Raw genomic sequence first — 19,482 nt, 5'->3', positions numbered from 1 at the left:
TAAATTCACGTAACTTTGCGATAATAAATTCCTGTTTCCAGTTAACTGATGGATACTCGTAGCCAATACGGTAAATTTCACGGCGTAGGCGTTGCCATTGTAACGCCTTTCAATGCTGACTATTCAATTGATTTCGACGGCTTTGGCCGCATCGTCCGGCACATTGCTAATGGGGGCGTTCGTTACATCGTCCTGCAGGGCACAACCGGCGAATCGCCAACGGTGACTAAACAGGAGAAGGCTCAGTTACTACAATACCTGAAGGAAAACAACCCTAAAAGTCTGCCTATCGTTTTCGGTGTGGGCGGCAACGTCACCGCCGATGTCGTGTCGGGCATGAAAGACATTGATTTTGAGGGCGTCGACGCCATTCTGTCGGTTTGTCCGTATTATAACAAACCCGGTAAGCGGGGCGTCATCGAACACTTTACGCGTGTCGCCGATGCCAGTCCAGTGCCGGTTATTCTCTACAACATTCCATTCCGCACAGGCATCAACATGAGTGCCGAAACGATCTGCGAACTGGCCCAGCACCCCAACATCATCGGGGTAAAAGAAGCTTCGTGCGTGATTGAGCAGTGCATGGAAATTGCGCGTGACAAACCCGACGATTTCCTGCTTATTTCAGGCGATGACGTGCAGGCAGTCCCCATTATCAGCATTGGTGGTGTAGGCGTAATGTCCGTTATTGCCAATGCGTTTCCGGCTAAATTCACGGGCTTGATTGAGGCCGCCCTGCAGGGCGATTTTGCGTTTGCCCGAAAAGAGCTTGGCCATTTCCTGCGCATTGACCCGCTCCTGTACGAAGAAGGAAATCCGGTGGGGGTGAAGAATATTCTTGAGATAATGGGCCTCATTTCGGCCGATGTTCGGTTGCCACTGATGAGAGCATCCGACGATCTGAGCGAGCGCCAGCGGGCCGTACTTCAGCGTGATAATCTGCTGGAATTGGTGGCGTAAAGGCACTATTAAACTTTCATTAAAATTCCCTGATCATAAATCAAAAGGGCGATTCCTGGCAGGAATCGCCCTTTTGATTTATGATCAGGGAATTTACTACGAATTCCGGCCGCCACCGCCAAACAGCTTCGATACGAGCCAGATAACGACGCCCAGAACCACGACAACCCCGATGATACCCGTATATGCACCTGCTTTGAAGATATCGCCAATGGCCGCGCAGCTGGTTAGAAACAAAGTCAGAAAAATAGCTACCAGAGCTGATGGAAAAAAACGCAGAAGAGTTTTCATAAAACGTTAACCAGTTATAGTGTAGTTGATATCCACGCGCCAGTCGGCGAATTGTCAATTAAACAGGCACGACCCCAGTTTGTTTGAAACCCAGTACCCTACAGGTTCCACCAGTACGTCCATTTCAGCACCAGCGCGCGGTTCTTCACCGAAAGGAACCCCGGAACATCCTGACCGATCTGGGCTGAGTTAGGTAAATAGTTATCCGAGTAGACCAGGAAGAAATCGGAAGCCGGTTTGTACCGCCACTGAATCCGGGCATTGAGGTTCATGTTCTTCTGCTGTTCATTGTATTGAACAAAGGTAGTCAGGTAGAGTGTGTTCGTCAGGGTCACGTCGAACCGGGGGCCAACCAGCCAGAATGTGGTTTGTCCCCACGGCTGGGGCAACCGAATATCGTTGTAACTGGCACTGGCCGCCAGACTCACGTAGGGCTGGAACCGATAACCCAGGTCGGCGGTAAGGTTCAGGCGGGTACCGTTGTCGTAATAACCCCCGTAGCGCGACGAAAAACCGTACGTGAATACGCTTTGTGGTTTGGAATCAAAATCGGTCCCCCACGCCGTCCAGTTGTGCTGCGTGCCGGTTGCCAGCGTTTGTCGGCCGCTGTTAGTGGGATCGAACGGTTGCAGCAAGCGGACATAATCCGTCGCGACCCAGCCCGTAAACACACTTTTACTCCGGAATGTAACGACATAGCTAAGAACCGTTTCGTTGTCACTCTGTCGTCCGGCGGGGTCGAAAAAATAAGTCGATGTTGCCGTTGGTCCATGGCTCAGCACACCGCTGGCTATGGGTAAAAACGTGTAGCCAAGCGTACCCGTAACCCGTTCGTAACCCCGGCGAGGCACGTATCCGGCTTCGGCCGTATAGTTCTTGCCAACCGATTCCACTTGTCCGCCAATAAGCCACCGACGGGTGTTATATTGTAGGTTAGCAGCATAGACCGCATCACTACCGGATTGATCCGTGCCGCTAACCTGTGGACTAAATGACTTGACGTACAGCGCCTTACCTGACCAGAAATTATTTGCCGAGGCCAGGTTGTATTCTAAGCCAACATTGCGGTTGTACTGTGTATAAGCTGGGTTATCGGTCGTTGGATTATACGCGAGCGATTCTTTATTAACAAACATCATACCGATGTTCGACCGAGCAAAGATGCGTCGTTGCAGAGCTACAACCGCGAAATTTTGGGCTGGTAGCGACTCTATGCCGGCCCCTGGGTAGTCAACGCTGCCCGTTTGCATATCCATGATTCCGATGCGCCAGTCTTTGTTCAGTTTGCCGCTCAACCGGGCACCAAAGCGAATAGGGACCCCGCCGAGACCAATCCGACGGCTAAAGAAGGGACGAATGGTCGAATAGCCAAAGTTGGTGAACTGGTCGCCGTTTTCGAGGAAAAACTGCCGTTTTTCGGGAAAAAACAACTCATACCGATCGAGGTTGGTCACCTGCTGGTCCACATCTACCTGTGAAAAGTCCGGATTGACCGTCAGGTCGAGGTTTAGGGAAGAAGTAATGGCAACTTTAGCGTCCAGACCGGCGTCGAATCGATTCTGGGTTGGAACACTGTTCTGGTAATCGCGGGTCATGCCGCTAAGGGCATACGGAATCAGGGAAATGTTCGGACCGGGCTGTGGTGGTGGCTGATCCCAGACCAAAACACCCGTTAACGCCAGAGACGCCGTGGGAAACTGGCGCTGGATCGGCGTCCAGGATGATTTCTCGGTTGTTTTTAAATCCTGTCGGCTGAAGTTAATGCCCCACCGGGAGATGCCTCGTTTGTACCGGATCGTTTTGAACGGAATGGCCATCTCAAACACGTACCGATCTGCGTAGTTCTTGACGGACGAAGTCCATTTATTATCCCAGCTTAAGTTCGCTTTGCCGCCCTCGTATAACAAACCATCCCACTGGGCGCCAGCTGCGTTGGTGCCAAACGTGAACCCGTTTGTCTGGTCATCGAAGGTATCCATGAAGAAAATGAAGTTGTCGTTCTTGGTGAAACTCCAGTCACGGCGCAGCGACTCGACGATGTATGGTCCTGCCACATTGCCGTGGTAACAAACGGCGCTCAGGTAAATCTGGTGATCATCGTAGGCCATCCGAACGTCGGTCCGAACGTTGGCATGGCTGGTATCCATGGGTAACACCATCCAGAAATCAGAAGCTACTTCGGCTGCTTGCCAGGCCGGTTCGTCAACGATTCCATCGATGACGATAGGTGAAGTAGCCCGGCTGATATGAAGCTGATATTGTTCATTTTTCTTCTGAGCCAGCAGCGGTGTACTACCAAGAAAGGAAAATAGTATTGAAAGAAGCAGTAACGGTTTCACCAAGCAAATGCGTTATAGGTCGATGACAAAAGGGACATACATTGTGATTTTACCCCCTGTAACGTCAAAATAAAGACGCAGCGATACGGTCATCGCTGCGTCTTTATTTTGATGAAAAGATGTCGGATTAATTTCCGACCATGAACACGGCATTGCCAAACAATAGCTTACCATTATACCAGAAACCCCGGAACAGCGGGTCATCGGCCAGGTAAACGACACTGCCCCTGCCAAGTTCCTGAACGCCCATCACCAAGGTGTTTTTTAGCTTTTCCTTGGCATTTCTGCCGGAGAAGCCAGCCACGTAGTTGTTTGTTTTGAGGTAACCTACATTCCAGCCATCTTTCAGAAAATCAAAGTTATAGGCATTCTGCACCAGTGAATAATAACCACCCGACAAACCGAAACCCAGCGGGTGCGACGTGTCGACATCGACCCGGTAAATACTGCCCGGAATATCGTCGGCTATGGCCGTCCGTTCGCGGTCGATGTACAACTTAAGGGAGTCGAGCATACTGCTTTTATCTTTGCTTTTGTCTTTCCCCTTGTCGTCTTTCTCTTTCAAATCGAAGCCATCTTTTCCGGCCAGGAAGGAGGCCGCCCGTTCCATGGCAATCAACTTACCGCCCGCCCGCACCCAGTCTTTAATGGAGGACAAGGTCTTCTCGGTCAGGTAGCGGCCGTAGTTGTAGTTGGTTGGCAGAATGAGCACATCCAGCTTGTTCCACTGGACGTTGCCGAGCGTGTTGCCATCAATCAGGGCAATGGGGTAGTTCAATTCCTGATCGAAGAAATGCCAGACTTCGCCCGCCGACGGTGGTGGCGTTCCTTCGCCAATAACGACACCGACGCGGGGTGCCTTCAGACCGGTTACAAAATCCGATCCGAAATCCGACCCTTTGCTCACAAATCCCGTTTGGACCGGCGTCAGGTCGGCTCCCGTTTTTACTGCTTCAGCCCGGACAAGGGCGTCAAAGCGTTCCCCGAAGCGCTCATTACCGGCTCTGGTCACGATGAGGGTGCCCGAAGGAAAGGTTTTGTTCTCGACATCAAACGGCTTCTCGGCCGCCCGCACCCTGATTTTCTGCTTCAGCAGGCCCGCCAGCATTTGTACGGCGGGTAATGACTGCCACCGCACGAGGTAGGCATAAGGCCGGGATGTAGCGGTCGTTGAGGTTGAACTGGTAACAGCGGCTGGCTGCGTGTTTCCTGGATTGATCCGCGTTGTCAGACCGTAGGTTTGCAACCCGAATGCGTAAGGCAGTGACCAGGCCGTAATGTCATACGTGGCCGAGTCTTCCAGCGCAGAACTTTGCTCGAACAGGATTTTCAACAGCGTCGATTTAGGCTGATAGGCGCTGATTACGATATCATCGGCTGAAACAGACACATTCTTATCATTTTTCTGCGTGGTGTAGTTGAAGCCACTCCCTATCGTTTGGGCTTTACCTGCATAACCATAGGTGATTTTGTTACGCTCCAGAAGTTGCTGTAACGCTTTTAGTCGGCCTGCATCGCCATTGGCCTTAATGACATAACTTTTGTACGCTCCAATGGGTGTATTTCGCGATTTGTCGAAAAACTGACCGAATTCCTTCACGATCTCAGCGGGCCGGTCGGCTACCGATTCGAGGGTCGCTATGCTGGAGGCTACGTGGTGGTCAATGCGCTGACGCAGGGTCAGGGTGTCCCCGTCGGCTTTCTCAATAGCCAGCCCCGCCCGACCACTGCCGCCTTGCTCAAACGTCATTCCAATCGCCCCGTTGTAGGTTGGATAGGTGTCACCGTAGCTTGGGTAAAAAAGATCAAAACGCTCGCGGGTGTAGTAGAGCCAGCCATTTTTATCGAAGTAGCGGCTGCAGTAATCGCCAATGGTTTGTTGGAATTTCCGCTGAAAGGGCGTAATATCTTCATGATACGGCTTGGCCGAGGGCGCAAAATAATAGGGACTCTCGACGCCCATTTCGTGAAAATCACCGTGAAGGTGGGGCATCCATTGCTGGTAGAGCGCCATGCGTTGCTGCGTGATTTCCTGCGTTTGCCAGGCCCAGTCGCGGTTGGGGTCGAACAGGTAGTGGGTGTAGCGCCCGCCCGGCCAGGGTTCGTTATGTTCGCGGGCGGAGGGGGTCGGGTCGGGTGTACGGCCCACCATCTGGTTGTACCAGTTCACGTACCGATCATGCCCGTCGGGGTTTAAGCCCGGATCAAGAATGACTACGGTTGTGTTCATGATTTTCTGCGACACCGCATCCGACGAACTGAGCAACCGGTACAGTACATCCATAAACGTTTCGGAGCTGACAGCTTCATTGCCGTGTACATTGTAGCTCAACCAGGCAATAGGCGGTTGAGCCGCGGCTGTCGGATTGCCATCCATCAGGCCAATGCGTTTCAAGTTATTGGTCCGGATTTCTTCCAGCCGGTTCATATTTTCTTCTGAACCGATGGCAACCACCATCAACTGGCGACCTTCGTACGTGGTACCGTAAGGAATAAGCTTGATGCGTTTTGGCAGCTGACGAGCTATCTGTTCGGCATAAGCCAGCACCCTGTAATGGGGCGTAAAGTGTTCGCCAATCTGATAACCGAGAAATTTAGCGGGTGCGTCGATCGAAGCAGAGGAAGGGGACTGTGCAGAAGCCGATCTGGGCTGAACGGTCAGCGATGCGACCATTATTCCTGCAAGCAGCAAAAAGTGTTTCATGTAAGTGACGAAAAAAAATTTAAAAGCTAACCACCTCAAAAATAGCACTAAAACACGCAGGACCGCTTTTTTTGAAAAAATTTTAGTGCCAGCTATTGCATTTAAAAAACATCGCCTTACCTTTGCACCACGATTCGCCACCACGGCAGCTGAAAAGTTAAAAGGGTGGGTCTTTAACAAGACGGCCGATTCGTCTAGCGGTTAGGACATCGCCCTTTCACGGCGGTAACACGGGTTCGATTCCCGTATCGGTCACTGTCCAATGACTAAAAAGCTCACCCGAAACGGTGGGCTTTTTTTATGCCTTATGAGTTTTCATAAGGTCCCGAATTAAAGGCAGAAGAAGACCACCAATAACCATTTTGGGGAGCAATCTGGTGCAAAACGCCAGACTGCTCTTGATTCGAAAACCTAACTGAGCAGGTCTTGGATCTGCTTTGGAAGGCATTATACATGATAGACCATAAGGTAAGCGCTTACCAACCATTTATCTATCATGCACCATTTAGCATACATCTACAGCTCCCCTAAAAAGGCCATTGTGTCGACACCATCGGCATAATCGGTTAGGCCAGGCTGTTGGGTGCTGCCAAAAGCAACACTGCCGGGATACCATCCCTTGGCGGAAGCAATGACCTGAATCTGATCGGTGCGGCTGGCAAACCAGGCATCTGCATCGGCCCGGGTCTTATAAGTCTGGAAATACAATACCGAGATAGGAGAGACAAGACCATCGTTCTCGGTCAGCAGCAAATAACCATTGTCCAGGTGGGGAACGGCGTTGATCAGATAAATGGACTTATTGTAGTCGTAATTATTCTGGTATTTGTGATTGTTCAGGTAAATGGATACCTGGGGCTCTATGGTGCGGAGGAAGGGAGTAAAATCATACCCATCAGGCACCAGAATGGTAGAGACGTTACGACAGCCCAGACCGTAGTAATCGGAAATGTCGTGACTGAGCTTCAGGAATTCATCTTCACCTTCTTCGCCCATCAACAGACCAACCGACGTACGGTTTTTGCGGATAATGTGCGGTTTCTTGGCAAAGTAGTAGTCAAAATAGCGAGCGGTATTGTTACTACCCGTTGCTATGTACGCTTCTGCTGCGTTCAGCCGGTCAGCTTCTTCGATCAATTCAGAGAACCCTGGGTTAATCTCTTTTAATTTTTGTATTAAATAATGAATTAATACAAAATCCTGGCTGCTTAGTTTAGCCATCAGTTTATGACCACTGATCAATACGCAGAGCATGTCATGGAAACCAACGGCCGGAATATTACCTGCCATAACAACACCTACTGCGCGGGATGCCTTTGTAAAGGCTGCCTCTGGCCCAGGGGCGTATAGATTTACCCAGGCGTTGAGTTTGTCTTCGACAAGAAACTCACTGGCAATGGCCTGAAGCGAATTCAGCGAATTTTCGGGAGTGAACCAGTTGTTTCTGTAGTTGGCTTGTTGGGCAAGTTGAGCAAGTTCGGGTTGGGCGTCGGCCGAGCGCAGGAAGTCGCCCAGAGCCACAAACGTTTGCAGTCGTTCTGGTAAAAGCATTGAATGAGATAAACAAATGGAATACTCCATCAACTAATGTAATGAAATATTAGTTTGTTGCCAACCTTTAAATAATTATATTTGTTGTTCAATTTGAGACAACTAGTTTTTACTATATAAAATATACACTGCTCATGGCAATCATGATCACCGATGAGTGCATCAACTGTGGTGCCTGCGAACCCGAATGCCCCAATACAGCCATTTACGAAGGTGGTGTAGAATGGACCTGGGGTGGGGGAACTGAACTGGGCGAAGTCGATTTCGGCGATGGCACGATCGTGAGCGGCAAGGCTCCGCAAACTCCAGTGTCGAACGAATTCTATTACATTGTTGCGGACAAATGCACGGAATGCATGGGCTTCCATGAGGAACCGCAGTGTGCGGCTGTCTGTCCGGTCGATTGTTGCGTTCCTGATCCCGAGCATGTCGAAGAAGAAGAAACGTTACTAGCTAAGAAAGCTTGGCTACACGCCGAAGCTTAGTTAGTCGAATACAGAAAATGCAAAAAGGCCTATCCAGCATGCTGGATAGGCCTTTTTGCATTTTTGCCATATTGGGTCTTATAACGTTCTCGTATTAGTGGTAAAAATAAGGTTGACTAATAGAATAAAATTTGGTCAATATGCATATAAACAAAATATAATAAATAATCTTGAAGTAGGTGTATTTGGTAAATTATCATTGATTTAATAGAACTTTTTCAATTAAATTGACTTATTTATGACTTAATTCATAATTATTTCGGGTTGACTATTGCGTAGAATAATTTATTGAACAAAATTTGCTTCACAATAAGACTACAGAGACCATTACCTACAACCGAATAAAGAGTATGAAAAAAACAATTTTACTTATTAGTTCTTTGTTTTTGGGTTTTGCCGGTCATGCCCAGGATACCACCGCCACACCGACACCCGGAAAATTTACTTTCTCCGGGTATATGGACACCTATTACTTTGGTAACTTCAATAATCCGAAAAGCCAGTCAAACTTAGGATTGAATGGGGCTGGCGTAGTGGGTAACGCTCGCGCATTCGATCAGAGAGCGGGTCAGTTTGGTATTGGCTTGGTGCAGGCAAAAGCAGTTTATTCGGCCAGCAAGGTCGATGCGGTAATGGATCTGACATTCGGACCATTTTCCGACTTGGGAAACTACGGCAATTACATTGGGCCGCTTGGGCCTGGATCTACCGCTCTGGCGATCAAGCAGGCATACATTACATACAAAGCCACCAATAAATTGTCGTTCACCGCAGGTCAGTTTGGAACGCACATTGGCTATGAAGTTATTGACGCTCCGGTTAACTACAATTACTCGTTATCTAACTTGTTCAATAACGGTCCTTTCTACCATATTGGCCTGAAAGCACAGTATGCCTTCAGCGATCGGGCTTCGTTAATGCTTGGTCTGGTTAACAACGTCGATAACTTATTTGATAATAATAAAAAGAAGGGCCTAATCGGACAGTTCTTTTTCGCGCCCGTTGCCGGCTGGAACGTCTACCTGAACGGAATCGTATCGAATGAAGCCTCTCAGGATGTGGGTACTACGGCAACTGGTATTGTATCGGCCAATAATGCCAGCTACCAATTGTTTGATTTGACAACTACGTACCAGGTAACCTCCCGGTTCTTCCTGGGCCTCAACGCGGCCATGGGTTCGCAGAAAGGGGATTACCAGAATGGAGGTGGTCCCTCTACGGCACAAAGCTGGGGTGGTGCAGCCATCTATTCGAACTATGCCTTTACCGATAAGTTTGGCCTTGGCATTCGCTACGAAACATTCGATAACAAAAATGGAGTTCGCGCTTTGAAAGATGCGGCCGGCAATGGAGCCAGTGTTAACTCGATAACGGTAACGGGCAACATCACGGCAGCTGATGGTCACCTCCTGCTGAAGCCTGAACTTCGGATTGACAGTTACTCCGCCAACAAGTTTGAAAAGAATGATGGTTCGTTGACTCCTTCTCAAACTACACTGGGTATGGCCGCTATTTTCAAGTTCTAGGCTTACACCCTCATTTTCTTAACCTTAAAGCTTTACTAGTACAACAAAAACCCCTCATGTATCATGCAAAAACCTAGTTACATTCCTCTCGCCATTCTACTGATTGTCAGTGTAGTGGCTGTTTTGATGCCTTCCGTACCCACGCAAATCGTAACAGAAGGTATTAACTCTGGCGATACCGCCTGGATGCTCGTTGCTACCGCGCTGGTTTTGTTGATGACACCTGGTCTGGCGTATTTCTACGGTGGTATGGTAAACAACAAAAATGTGATCTCGACCATGCTGCAAAGCTTTGTGGCCATGGGTGTTATCAGTATTTTATGGGTAGTGGTTGGGTTTAGCCTGGCCTTCGGTACATCAATCGGTGGTTTTATTGGTAATCCAATGGATCACTTCATGTTCAAAGGTGTGCTGGATGGTAAGCCCTGGTCGCTGGCGGCTTCCATTCCATTGGTTGTCTTTGCGTTTTTCCAACTGAAGTTTGCCGTTATCACCCCTGCGCTGGTAACCGGTTCAATGGCTGAGCGGATCAACTTCCGGTCGTACGTTCTGTTCATGATCCTGTTCAGCCTGTTCGTATACGCACCGCTGGCTCACATGACCTGGCATCCAGAAGGGATCCTGTTCAAACTGGGCGTACTTGATTTCGCGGGCGGTACGGTTGTTCACATGTCGGCTGGCTGGGCTGCCCTGGCTGGTGCCCTGTACCTGAAGCGCCGGAAGTCGCACCTCGAAGCGAGTTATTTCCCCCCCGCAAACATTCCTTTCGTGTTGTTGGGTACGGGTCTGCTGTGGTTCGGCTGGTTTGGTTTCAACGCTGGCTCGGCTGTTGCAGCCTCGCCATTGGCGGCCTCCGCTTTTGCAACGACAAACACGGCTGCTGCCGCTGCTGGTCTGGCCTGGGTGTTGTTTGATGCAGCCAAAGGCAAAAAAGTGTCGGCGCTTGGTTTCTGTATCGGTGCAGTAGTTGGTCTGGTAGCGATCACACCTGCGGCCGGTTTCGTAACGATTCCTACCGCTATCTTCATTGGTACGGTTGGCGCTATGGTATCGAACTACGTAGCTCACCTGCGTTCGAAATCGACGCTTGACGATACACTTGATGTATTCCCTTGCCACGGTGTTGGTGGTATGGTCGGTATGGTGATGACGGGTATTTTCGCCAGCAAAGGCATCAACTCCGCTGTTGTTGACGAAGGTCTGGCATTCGGTCAAACGAAGCTGTTCATCACGCACATCATTGCTTTAGTCGGTGTATCGGTCTTCGCCTTTGTGATGTCTTACGTCATTCTGAAAATAACGGACCTGATTCTGCCACTACGTGTAACGGAAGAAGACGAAAAGTCAGGTCTGGACGTAAGCCAACACGACGAATACCTCATCGAAGCGTAAGGTAGATGTATGATATGTAATGTATGACGTAACCACAGCATACATTACATATCATACATCATATAACTCAAAACACGATTATTTAACCGCAACTGAGCCACAGGCACCCTGTCTGGCCTACAATGTCTGGCAGCTTTATCTGTGGTTTTGTTGTACTCATGGAGCCGTTCCCGCTTGGGGGCGGTCTCCTGCTTTTTAGGGGTATACCAGACCACAAATGGCCATGACTGATGCACACGTTTGCCCGTTAGCTACGTACCGCTTGTTCTTAAGCGAGTGCTACCGCTACCATTGCCAGAATAGCGGGGAGGGCCTGGACAAAAAAGATTGAGCGCTGTGCCGTAAGGGCTCCGTAAGTGCCTGCAACGACGACGCAACCCAGAAAGAAATAGGCAACGTTTGTCTGCCAGACAGCGTCATTAATGAATAATGACCAGATGAGACCCGCTGCCAGAAAGCCATTGTAAAGGCCCTGATTAGCCGCCAGCGATTTTGTCTTCTCAAATAAATCAGGAGGAAACGATTTAAAGGTTTTGCGGCCAAGGGTGGTCCAGGCAAACATTTCCATATACAGGATATAGAGGTGTTCGATGGCAACCAGGCTAATTAAAATCTCGGCGACTAGTTTCATGGGAGTTGATGATCCAGACAGGGTCTTTTAAGCGGTACGAAGAAATAGAGCCAAAAAAAAGCCGGTACTAACACCGGCTTGATCATACACTACGAATGCGTTTCCAGCACTCCCTCGGGTTCGATGACTTCCATTAAGCCCGCTGCATTCACGGCGGTCATGTGCACCGTCCGGGTTTCGTTGATGAGCAGGGGGTCGTATTTGGCGACCACACGAACATAGTTGTCCGTGAAGCCCTGCATCCAGCCATCGGCAATGTCTTCCTCAAACAGAACCGTAGCATCCCGGCCAATCTGCGAGTCATAAAACGCCCGCCGTTTTTTATCCGACAGGATGTGGAGCATCTTCGACCGCTCAGCCCGAACGTGGCCTGGTACGACTGGCTTGATGTCTACCGCCAGTGTATTTGGCCGCTCAGAATAGGTAAACACGTGCAGATAAGAAATCGGCAGTTCGTTGAGGAACAAGTACGTCTCCTTAAACTCTGTCTCCGTTTCACCGGGGTGACCCACAATCACATCGACACCAATGCACGCATGGGGCATCAGTTCTTTTATCTGGTGTACGCGGTCGGCGTACAGTTCGCGCTTGTATCGCCGACGCATCAGGCCCAGTACCCGGTTACTGCCCGACTGAAGCGGAATGTGAAAATGGGGAACAAATCGCTTCGACTGAGCCACGAACGCAATGATTTCGTTGGTCAGCAGATTCGGCTCGATGCTCGAAATCCGGAACCGCTCAATGCCCTCAACTTCGTCCAGGGCTTGTATCAGATCCAGAAAAGTTTCTTTTCGCTCATTATTGACCAGACCAAAATCGCCGATGTTGACGCCCGTCAGCACAATTTCCTTTACGCCACGTCCGGCAATTTCATGGGCTGCCTGAACAACGTTCGCTACTGTATCGGAGCGGCTTTTTCCCCGTGCCAGCGGAATCGTGCAGTACGCGCAGGGGTAGTCGCAGCCGTCCTGTACTTTCAAAAACGTGCGGGTGCGGTCGTTCAGCGAATAGGCCGCATGGTAGTCGATCGCTTCCTCAATGGGAGAGTTGAATACCTGAGCGGGTTGACCCGACGGCACCTTCACGAACGTAGGCATGATTTCGTGAAGGCGGAATTTTTCCGCTGCCCCCAAAACCACATCGACACCCGGAATTTCCGAAATCTCCTTTGGCTTTAGCTGGGCGTAACAACCCACGATAGCAACGTACCCATCAGGGTTAATTTTCTGGGCTTCGCGGACAATTTTCCGACACTTTTTGTCGGCATTATCCGTCACGGAGCAGGTATTTATAATAAAAATATCGGGTTGCTGGTTGAACTCAACGCGTTCGAAACCATGCTCTTCCATTGTCCGGGCCAGGGTAGACGTTTCGGAAAAGTTCAGTTTGCAACCGAGTGTATAAAAGGCGACTTTTTTCACAGTAAGTAATCTATCCGGCAAAATTACAAAAAAATGACGGGGTGGGTTCCTTTCGGGCAAGATGTGTTGGCTGCGATAAATTTTCCCCACTAATGGCTCGCCGTTTACTTGGCTGGCTGCGTACTTTTGTGGCACGTATGCATTTATTCTACCAGCCTGATATCGTTCCAGACGAGCCCGTTCAGTTATTGACCGAAGACGATTCGCGTCATGCTGTCAAAACACTTCGGCTCAGCGTTGGTGATGCCGTTGCCGTGACCGATGGTCGGGGAAACCGATACTTGGCCGCTATTCATTCCGTCGATGCCCGGCGTTGTGCATTTCGCATCACCGAGGTTCAAACGACTCCTCCGCGTTCGTTCTCGATCCGAATCTGTATCGCACCGACAAAAAATAGTGACCGGATTGAGTGGTTCATCGAAAAAGCGGTCGAAATAGGTATCGAGCGCATCAGTTTCTTTTTCGGACAGCATTCCGAACGGCGTGTACTGAAACTGGAACGTCTGGAAAAAATTGCCGTAGCCGCTATGAAGCAGTCTCTGCAATCCTACCTGCCCATCATAGATGAGGCTCTTCCATTCGGCGACTTTTTGAAAACCGTAACGGAAGAACAACGGTTTATCGCGCATCTGCCCACCAATGAGCTGCCACAGAACCTACTGAAACGGGCCACCGCTGCCGGTCACTATGCCGTTCTGGTAGGTCCGGAGGGGGATTTCTCCGAAAGAGAAATTCAGCAAGCCATGGCGGCTGGTTTCCAGATGGTGACCCTCGGGCCAAATCGATTACGGACCGAAACCGCCGGCTTGATGGCCTGCCATACGTTGACTGTACTGAACGCGGAATAGAGGATACGACTTCTGTCTGGCGTGACATACGTCGGTATGATTTATGAAGAATAATCAGTTTATTAGGTAGCAGAAACCAAAACAGCACCTGTCTTCGTTTTACCAGTATCCTGATTTACTTATGAGAATGGCTTTTACCCGCACACTGCTGATGGGACTCCTGTTGGGACTTTCCCTCTCCAGTACGTATGCCCAATATGCGTATAAGATTGCCAAATTGAAGTACAACGGTGGGGGCGACTGGTACGCAAACAAAACCTCGCTGCCGAACCTGATTAAGTTTGCCAACGCCAGTCTGCGCATGAACATCTTTCCGGAGGAGGACATTGTGGAGCCGGGCAGCCCCGACATTTTTGGTTACCCGTTTGTGCACATGACGGGTCACGGAAATGTGACGTTCAGTGATGGCGACGTGCAGAACATGCGCCGGTATCTGATGTCGGGCGGATTTCTGCACATTGATGATAATTATGGACTGGACAAGTTTATTCGTCGGGAAATGAAGAAAGTTTTCCCCGAACTTACCTTCATCGAGCTGCCCTTTAACCATCCGGTCTACCAACAAAAATTTAAATTTGCTACTGGTTTGCCTAAAGTGCACGAGCACGACGCCAAGGCACCACAGGGCTTCGGACTGATTTATCAGGGCCGGTTGGTGTGTTTCTACAGCTACGAATGCGACCTGGGTAACGGCTGGGAGGACCAGAGCGTGTATAATGACCCCGAACCCGTTCGTCAGCAGGCATTGCGGATGGGTGCCAACCTGTTACAATACGCAACGACTGTAAATTAATTAAAGTATTATTTTAAGAAAGGCAGGTCAAATAGCTTTAAATTTCGTTATTTTTGTAGGAGTATTCTTATGTTACGGTAATCTTCACCCTTTAATAGTCATCATTGTGATTGTACTGGCCGCGTTCATTGGACATTGGTATTTGTCATTGTTCTGCCAAACGTTTTTTCTGCACCGCTATTCGGCCCACAAAATGTTCTCAATGAGCAAATTTTGGGAGCGGTTTTTCTACGCTTTAACCTATGTATCGCAGGGGTCGTCGTATTTGAGCCCACGGGCTTATGCGGTTCTTCACCGGATGCACCACGCCTTCAGCGACACCGAAAGAGATCCTCATTCTCCGCATCATACCAAAAATATCTTTACCATGATGTGGAAAACAAAAGACATTTATAACGCCGTTCTTCACCGGAAGCAACCCATTGAGCGGCAGTTTGACCGGAACTATCCCGAGTGGAGCTTTATCGAAAAAGTAGGTGATTCCTGGGCGTCACGGGCGGGCTGGGCTGTCCTGTACAGTCTGTTCTACATCTTCGCGTTTATCTATCTGGATATGCACTGGGCATTTTTCTTCCTGTTGCCCGTTCATTTCGTGATGGGACCCGTACACGGTGCGATCATCAACTGGAGTGGTCACAAGTACGGCTACTCGAACTTCGACAACCAGGACCAATCGAAAAATTCGTTAATTCTGGACGTAGTCATGATGGGTGAGTTGTTCCAGAACAATCACCACAAACGGCCAAATGCGGCCAACTTCGGCGCTAAATGGTTCGAGTTCGATCCAACCTTCCCCGTTATCGGCTTACTGCACAAACTTCACATCGTACGGCTGAGACCATCGGCCGAAGCTAAAAAAGCGCAGCACGAAGTAGGGCATGACCGACTGGTCGAAGTTGAAAAAGAGACAGAAGTAGAGGCATAACAGCCAACTGCATACATAAAAAAGGCGCCGACTACTCGGCGCCTTTTTTTGTACAAGATGATTTTGGCAAGAATCACTGGTTGACGGCTACAGCAAATGCCGGGCAATGTCCTGCCAGGACTTCATGCGCCGAAATTGCTTGTCTTCCCGGTTGTGAAGCGCGTCGAAAAGTAAACCTTCGCCTTGGAACGTGCGCAGATTTCGGGGCAAGTCATCAATGAGATAGTCCGTGTTGAGTACGCTTTTATCGCCCAGGAAAATGTAGTGGTGCCATGTGATGTTGGGAAAATGTTCCTGAAGCCAGTCCCACTTTTCGCGTAATGAGTTCGGGAACTCCTGCGCTGCCGTAGCCACAAACACGTCATACTTCTGCATCAGGTCAGTAATGACCTCTTTGGCACCGTCCATAACCTGAATATCCCGGAAGAAGCCCGGTTCATACACCCGTTCTGAGATCAGTTTGTATTCATTTTCATCGAACAGCTCGTGAAACGATTTTTCTTTCAATTCCTCAAGCGTGTATCGGGGAGTTTCGCCCTCCAGATATAACTGGATAAATTTGGCGTGGGTATCGGCCATGACATCATCCATGTCAATGGCAATGCGTTGTTTCATAATTGTCTGACCGCGTGGGCGGCTCCGCCTAGATTTTTTGATTCTACTGATTGGGTTGAGTTTGCTTTCAGCGCAAAGGAAATGGTGACATCACAAGTTATCGGTCAGATTATGAAAATCCTGGTTTAAATTGTTCCAGGTAATCAGCTACCCGGCGCACAAACTGACCACCCAGCGAACCATCAACAACGCGGTGATCGTACGAATGCGACAGGAACATTAACTGCCGAATACCAATAAAGTCGCCCTGCGGGGTTTCAATGACGGCTGGCTTCTTGACTATGGCGCCAAATGCCATAATGGCAACTTGTGGCTGAACAATAATGGGGGTACCCAATAAGTTTCCAAAGGTGCCGATGTTCGAGATGGTGTACGTACCCCCCGCCAGATCATCAGCCGTGAGTTTGTTTTCACGGGCGCGCCGGGTCAGGTCGTTGACTTTTTTGGTCAGGCCCGTGAGGTTATACTGGTCGGCATCGTGAATGACGGGTACAATCAGGTTGCCACTCGGCAACGCAACTGCCATCCCAATGTTAATGGCTTTTTTGACGATGATGGTGTCGCCTTCAACCGAGACGTTGATCATCGGAAAGTCTTTGATCGCCTTGACAATAGCCTCGACCAGAATGGGCGTATACGTCAGGTTTTCGCCGGTTTGCTGCTTGAACTTGTCTTTAATCTGCGTGCGCCATTCCACAACGGGCGTTAAATCGGCTTCGACGAACGAGCTGACGTGTGGCGAAATCTGCTTTGACTCCACCATCCGCTGCGCGATCAGCTTCCGCATCCGGTCCATCTGAATAATATCCGACTGGCCGTTGACTGAGCGGGGAGCCTGGGGCTCGGTTTTTGGCGTTGGGGCAATTACGGGCGATTTGTCTCGGGGCGCTTCCGGTACCGGGTTACCAGCACCCGGTAATCGGCCTTCCGCCCGATCCAGTACGTAAGCAAGAATATCTTTTTTGGTTATCCGGTTCTCGACACCAGAACCGGGAATCCGGTCGAGTTCGTCGCGCGAAACGCTTTCCTCTTTGGCAATATTCAAGACTAGGGGCGAGTAAAAACGATTGTCAAAAACCGGTGTATCGTCTGCCAGCGTCCTCGCCGATGTGGCTACCGCTTTCTCCGCAGGTGCCGATCGGCTGCTCATGGCCATGATACTTGCCTCCAGATCACGGGCAGCCGTAGAGGCTTCCAGTTCATCGGGTTCATGAGGAGCCGAAACATTCGCCACATCGCCAATACCCATGGGCGTCTGATCGGCATTAGCTGACTGTTCGGCAGGTGGTATCGCAGATGGATTCGTATCCTGATGAACGGCTTCATCAACCTCAATGCGGGCAATGGGCGCACCGACGGCAACAACATCACCGTTGTTGACCAGAATCTCTTTCAGTATACCGTTGTGCGAGGCCGGTACTTCGGTGTCCACTTTATCCGTAGCTACTTCCAGGACCGATTCGTCCATGTCGATACGGTCGCCCGGCTGTTTGAGCCAGGTGATAACCGTACATTCCATTATGCTTTCGCCCATTTTGGGCATGACCATGTCGATAAGTGCCATTTTCTAATGATGACCGGGTCGCCGGTGCGAAGATGAAGTATAAACGAAAGACTACACGAGCCTCGGTTGCCCGTTCATTTATACTTCATGGGTAAGTAGTTCTTCCCGCAGCATATTCAAGAGATATGTTGTGGTCAATTGAATGTTCTGATCGCGGTACTGGCCCAGCTTGAGCAGTCTGGTAACGGTTCGCTGTTCGGTGGCGCAGGCAATCCAGACGGTGCCAACGGGTTTGTCGGGCGTGCCGCCACCGGGACCGGCAATACCACTTGTGGCAATACCTATGCTGGTGCCCAATGCGTTACGGACACCCTCGGCCATTTGCCGAATGGTTTCTTCGCTGACGGCTCCGTACTGGGTTAATGTTTCGGGGCGTACCCCGAGCTGGGATACTTTGACGCTATTGCTGTAACTAACAACGCTGCCCCAGAAATAAGCCGACGAACCCGGTACTTTCGTGATTTGTGCCGATACATAGCCCCCCGTACAGCTTTCGGCAGCCGCGAGCGTTTGCTTTTTATGGATTAACAACGTACCCACAACCGTTTCCAGTTCGTCGTTGTCGAAGCCATACACGTTTTTCTGGATGAGTGGCATAACGCTGGCTACCTGCGCGGCCAATTCCTGGTCGAGTTGCGCATTGTCCGTTCCCGTGGCCGTTAAACGCAATTTTACTCCGCCGAAGCTTGGTAAATAGGCTAGTTTGATGTGATCGGGGAGGGCATCTTCCCAGGCTTCGATCCGCTCGGCCAGAAAAGACTCGCCAATGCCGACGGTCCGAATCATTTTGTGTTTGATGATGGGCGTTTCAAAATGATTCGTCAGCTCCGGTAAAATCCGGTTCGACATGAGGTGTATCATCTCGAACGGCACACCAGGCAGGGATACATAAACGCGGCCCTCGTAGTCGAACCACATGCCGGGAGCCGTGCCCCAATCGTTCTGGATGTAAACGGCGTTGGCGGGGAGGTCGGCCTGGCCGCGGTTGAGGTCGGTCATTTCGCGGCCCCGCTTCTCGAAGAAATCCGTTACCAGCGCCAGCGCCGTTTCGTTGCGGACCATGCCAACCCCAAAATAAGTACAGAGCGTCTTCTTCGTGATGTCGTCTTTGGTGGGCCCCAGACCGCCCGTGATGATGATCACATCGGCACGATGATGCGCTTCGGTAAGCGCTTGTAAGATGGCATCGGCCTGATCACCAACCGATGTTTTTCGAACCACACGAATACCTATGTTGGTTAATTCGGTTCCAATCCAGGCTGTATTCGTGTCGGTAATTTGTCCGAACAATAGTTCGTCGCCAATGGTAATTACTTCGGCGCGGACGGAGTTAGTCATGGTACTTGAGCAATATGAAAGAGACGAATGGATGACGTGTAACGATTATAGGATCCGGGCGTCAGTGTAGCACAACAAATTTTCTGTACCCACTTTACT

The 19,482-nt window shown here is 50.1% G+C and carries 16 protein-coding genes and 1 tRNA gene; 8 read left to right on the top strand and 9 right to left on the bottom strand.

What is annotated here, in order from left to right; all coding sequences use genetic code 11:
• The first annotated feature begins 48 nt into the window (after nt 1-48).
• Complete coding sequence (gene dapA / locus ACYU87_RS04530; protein ID WP_461132828.1) at nt 49-960, top strand: 4-hydroxy-tetrahydrodipicolinate synthase; 912 nt, start codon at nt 49-51, stop codon at nt 958-960.
• 96 nt (nt 961-1,056) lie between these two features.
• Here the strand turns inward: dapA and ACYU87_RS04525 are convergent, their stop codons facing one another.
• The 3 genes from ACYU87_RS04525 to ACYU87_RS04515 form a co-directional block, all read right to left on the bottom strand.
• Entirely contained in the window at nt 1,057-1,251 is a 195-nt protein-coding gene (locus ACYU87_RS04525; RefSeq protein WP_461132827.1) for a hypothetical protein, read from the bottom strand.
• A gap of 98 nt (nt 1,252-1,349) precedes the next feature.
• Nucleotides 1,350-3,590 carry a carbohydrate binding family 9 domain-containing protein gene (locus tag ACYU87_RS04520; RefSeq protein ID WP_461132826.1) on the bottom strand — a complete coding sequence of 747 codons (2,241 nt, stop codon included), beginning with the start codon at nt 3,588-3,590 and terminating at the stop codon, nt 1,350-1,352.
• A 127-nt stretch (nt 3,591-3,717) separates the two neighbouring features.
• Entirely contained in the window at nt 3,718-6,294 is a 2,577-nt protein-coding gene (locus tag ACYU87_RS04515) for a M14 metallopeptidase family protein (RefSeq protein ID WP_461132825.1), read from the bottom strand.
• Between the two features lie 183 nt (nt 6,295-6,477).
• On the opposite strand from ACYU87_RS04515, the gene ACYU87_RS04510 reads away from it, so the two are divergent.
• Nucleotides 6,478-6,549: transfer RNA gene (locus tag ACYU87_RS04510), tRNA-Glu, on the top strand.
• Nucleotides 6,550-6,810: 261 nt separating this feature from the next.
• On the opposite strand, the gene ACYU87_RS04505 is transcribed toward ACYU87_RS04510, so the two are convergent.
• Entirely contained in the window at nt 6,811-7,845 is a 1,035-nt protein-coding gene (locus ACYU87_RS04505) for an acyl-CoA reductase (protein ID WP_461132824.1), read from the bottom strand.
• Nucleotides 7,846-7,979: 134 nt separating this feature from the next.
• On the opposite strand from ACYU87_RS04505, the gene ACYU87_RS04500 reads away from it, so the two are divergent.
• The 3 genes from ACYU87_RS04500 to ACYU87_RS04490 all read left to right on the top strand — a co-directional run bounded on the left by ACYU87_RS04500 (nt 7,980) and on the right by ACYU87_RS04490 (nt 11,248).
• Entirely contained in the window at nt 7,980-8,330 is a 351-nt protein-coding gene (locus ACYU87_RS04500; RefSeq protein WP_461132823.1) for a 4Fe-4S dicluster domain-containing protein, read from the top strand.
• A 350-nt stretch (nt 8,331-8,680) separates the two neighbouring features.
• Nucleotides 8,681-9,856 (top strand): porin, encoded by a 1,176-nt coding sequence (locus ACYU87_RS04495; RefSeq protein WP_461132822.1) that lies wholly within the window; start codon nt 8,681-8,683, stop codon nt 9,854-9,856.
• Nucleotides 9,857-9,919: 63 nt separating this feature from the next.
• Nucleotides 9,920-11,248 carry an ammonium transporter gene (locus ACYU87_RS04490; protein WP_461132821.1) on the top strand — a complete coding sequence of 443 codons (1,329 nt, stop codon included), beginning with the start codon at nt 9,920-9,922 and terminating at the stop codon, nt 11,246-11,248.
• Between the two features lie 268 nt (nt 11,249-11,516).
• On the opposite strand, the gene ACYU87_RS04485 is transcribed toward ACYU87_RS04490, so the two are convergent.
• Together ACYU87_RS04485 and mtaB are read right to left on the bottom strand one after the other, a co-directional pair.
• Nucleotides 11,517-11,879, bottom strand: coding sequence for a DUF1304 domain-containing protein (locus ACYU87_RS04485; protein ID WP_461132820.1), 363 nt, complete (start codon nt 11,877-11,879; stop codon nt 11,517-11,519).
• 89 nt (nt 11,880-11,968) lie between these two features.
• On the bottom strand, nt 11,969-13,300 hold the full coding sequence (mtaB, locus tag ACYU87_RS04480; protein WP_461132819.1) for a tRNA (N(6)-L-threonylcarbamoyladenosine(37)-C(2))-methylthiotransferase MtaB: 1,332 nt from the start codon (nt 13,298-13,300) through the stop codon (nt 11,969-11,971).
• A gap of 137 nt (nt 13,301-13,437) precedes the next feature.
• Between mtaB and ACYU87_RS04475 the strand changes: the two genes are divergently transcribed.
• From ACYU87_RS04475 to ACYU87_RS04465, 3 genes are all read left to right on the top strand, one after another.
• Entirely contained in the window at nt 13,438-14,148 is a 711-nt protein-coding gene (locus tag ACYU87_RS04475) for a 16S rRNA (uracil(1498)-N(3))-methyltransferase (RefSeq protein ID WP_461133630.1), read from the top strand.
• A 151-nt stretch (nt 14,149-14,299) separates the two neighbouring features.
• Nucleotides 14,300-14,941 (top strand): DUF4159 domain-containing protein, encoded by a 642-nt coding sequence (locus tag ACYU87_RS04470; protein WP_461133629.1) that lies wholly within the window; start codon nt 14,300-14,302, stop codon nt 14,939-14,941.
• A gap of 106 nt (nt 14,942-15,047) precedes the next feature.
• Nucleotides 15,048-15,866: an acyl-CoA desaturase gene (locus ACYU87_RS04465; RefSeq protein WP_461132818.1), complete on the top strand. Its 819-nt coding sequence runs from the start codon at nt 15,048-15,050 to the stop codon at nt 15,864-15,866.
• An 87-nt stretch (nt 15,867-15,953) separates the two neighbouring features.
• Here the strand turns inward: ACYU87_RS04465 and ACYU87_RS04460 are convergent, their stop codons facing one another.
• The 3 genes from ACYU87_RS04460 to ACYU87_RS04450 all read right to left on the bottom strand — a co-directional run bounded on the left by ACYU87_RS04460 (nt 15,954) and on the right by ACYU87_RS04450 (nt 19,383).
• Nucleotides 15,954-16,481 carry a 5' nucleotidase, NT5C type gene (locus ACYU87_RS04460; protein WP_461132817.1) on the bottom strand — a complete coding sequence of 176 codons (528 nt, stop codon included), beginning with the start codon at nt 16,479-16,481 and terminating at the stop codon, nt 15,954-15,956.
• 109 nt (nt 16,482-16,590) lie between these two features.
• Entirely contained in the window at nt 16,591-18,045 is a 1,455-nt protein-coding gene (locus tag ACYU87_RS04455; RefSeq protein ID WP_461132816.1) for a dihydrolipoamide acetyltransferase family protein, read from the bottom strand.
• A gap of 78 nt (nt 18,046-18,123) precedes the next feature.
• Nucleotides 18,124-19,383 carry a competence/damage-inducible protein A gene (locus ACYU87_RS04450; protein WP_461132815.1) on the bottom strand — a complete coding sequence of 420 codons (1,260 nt, stop codon included), beginning with the start codon at nt 19,381-19,383 and terminating at the stop codon, nt 18,124-18,126.
• Nucleotides 19,384-19,482 lie beyond the last annotated feature (99 nt).

The sequence above is a fragment of the Spirosoma lituiforme genome (genome assembly GCF_054776635.1).
Note: the sequence above shows the minus strand (reverse complement) of the source record. Positions and strands in the feature narration are given on the sequence as shown.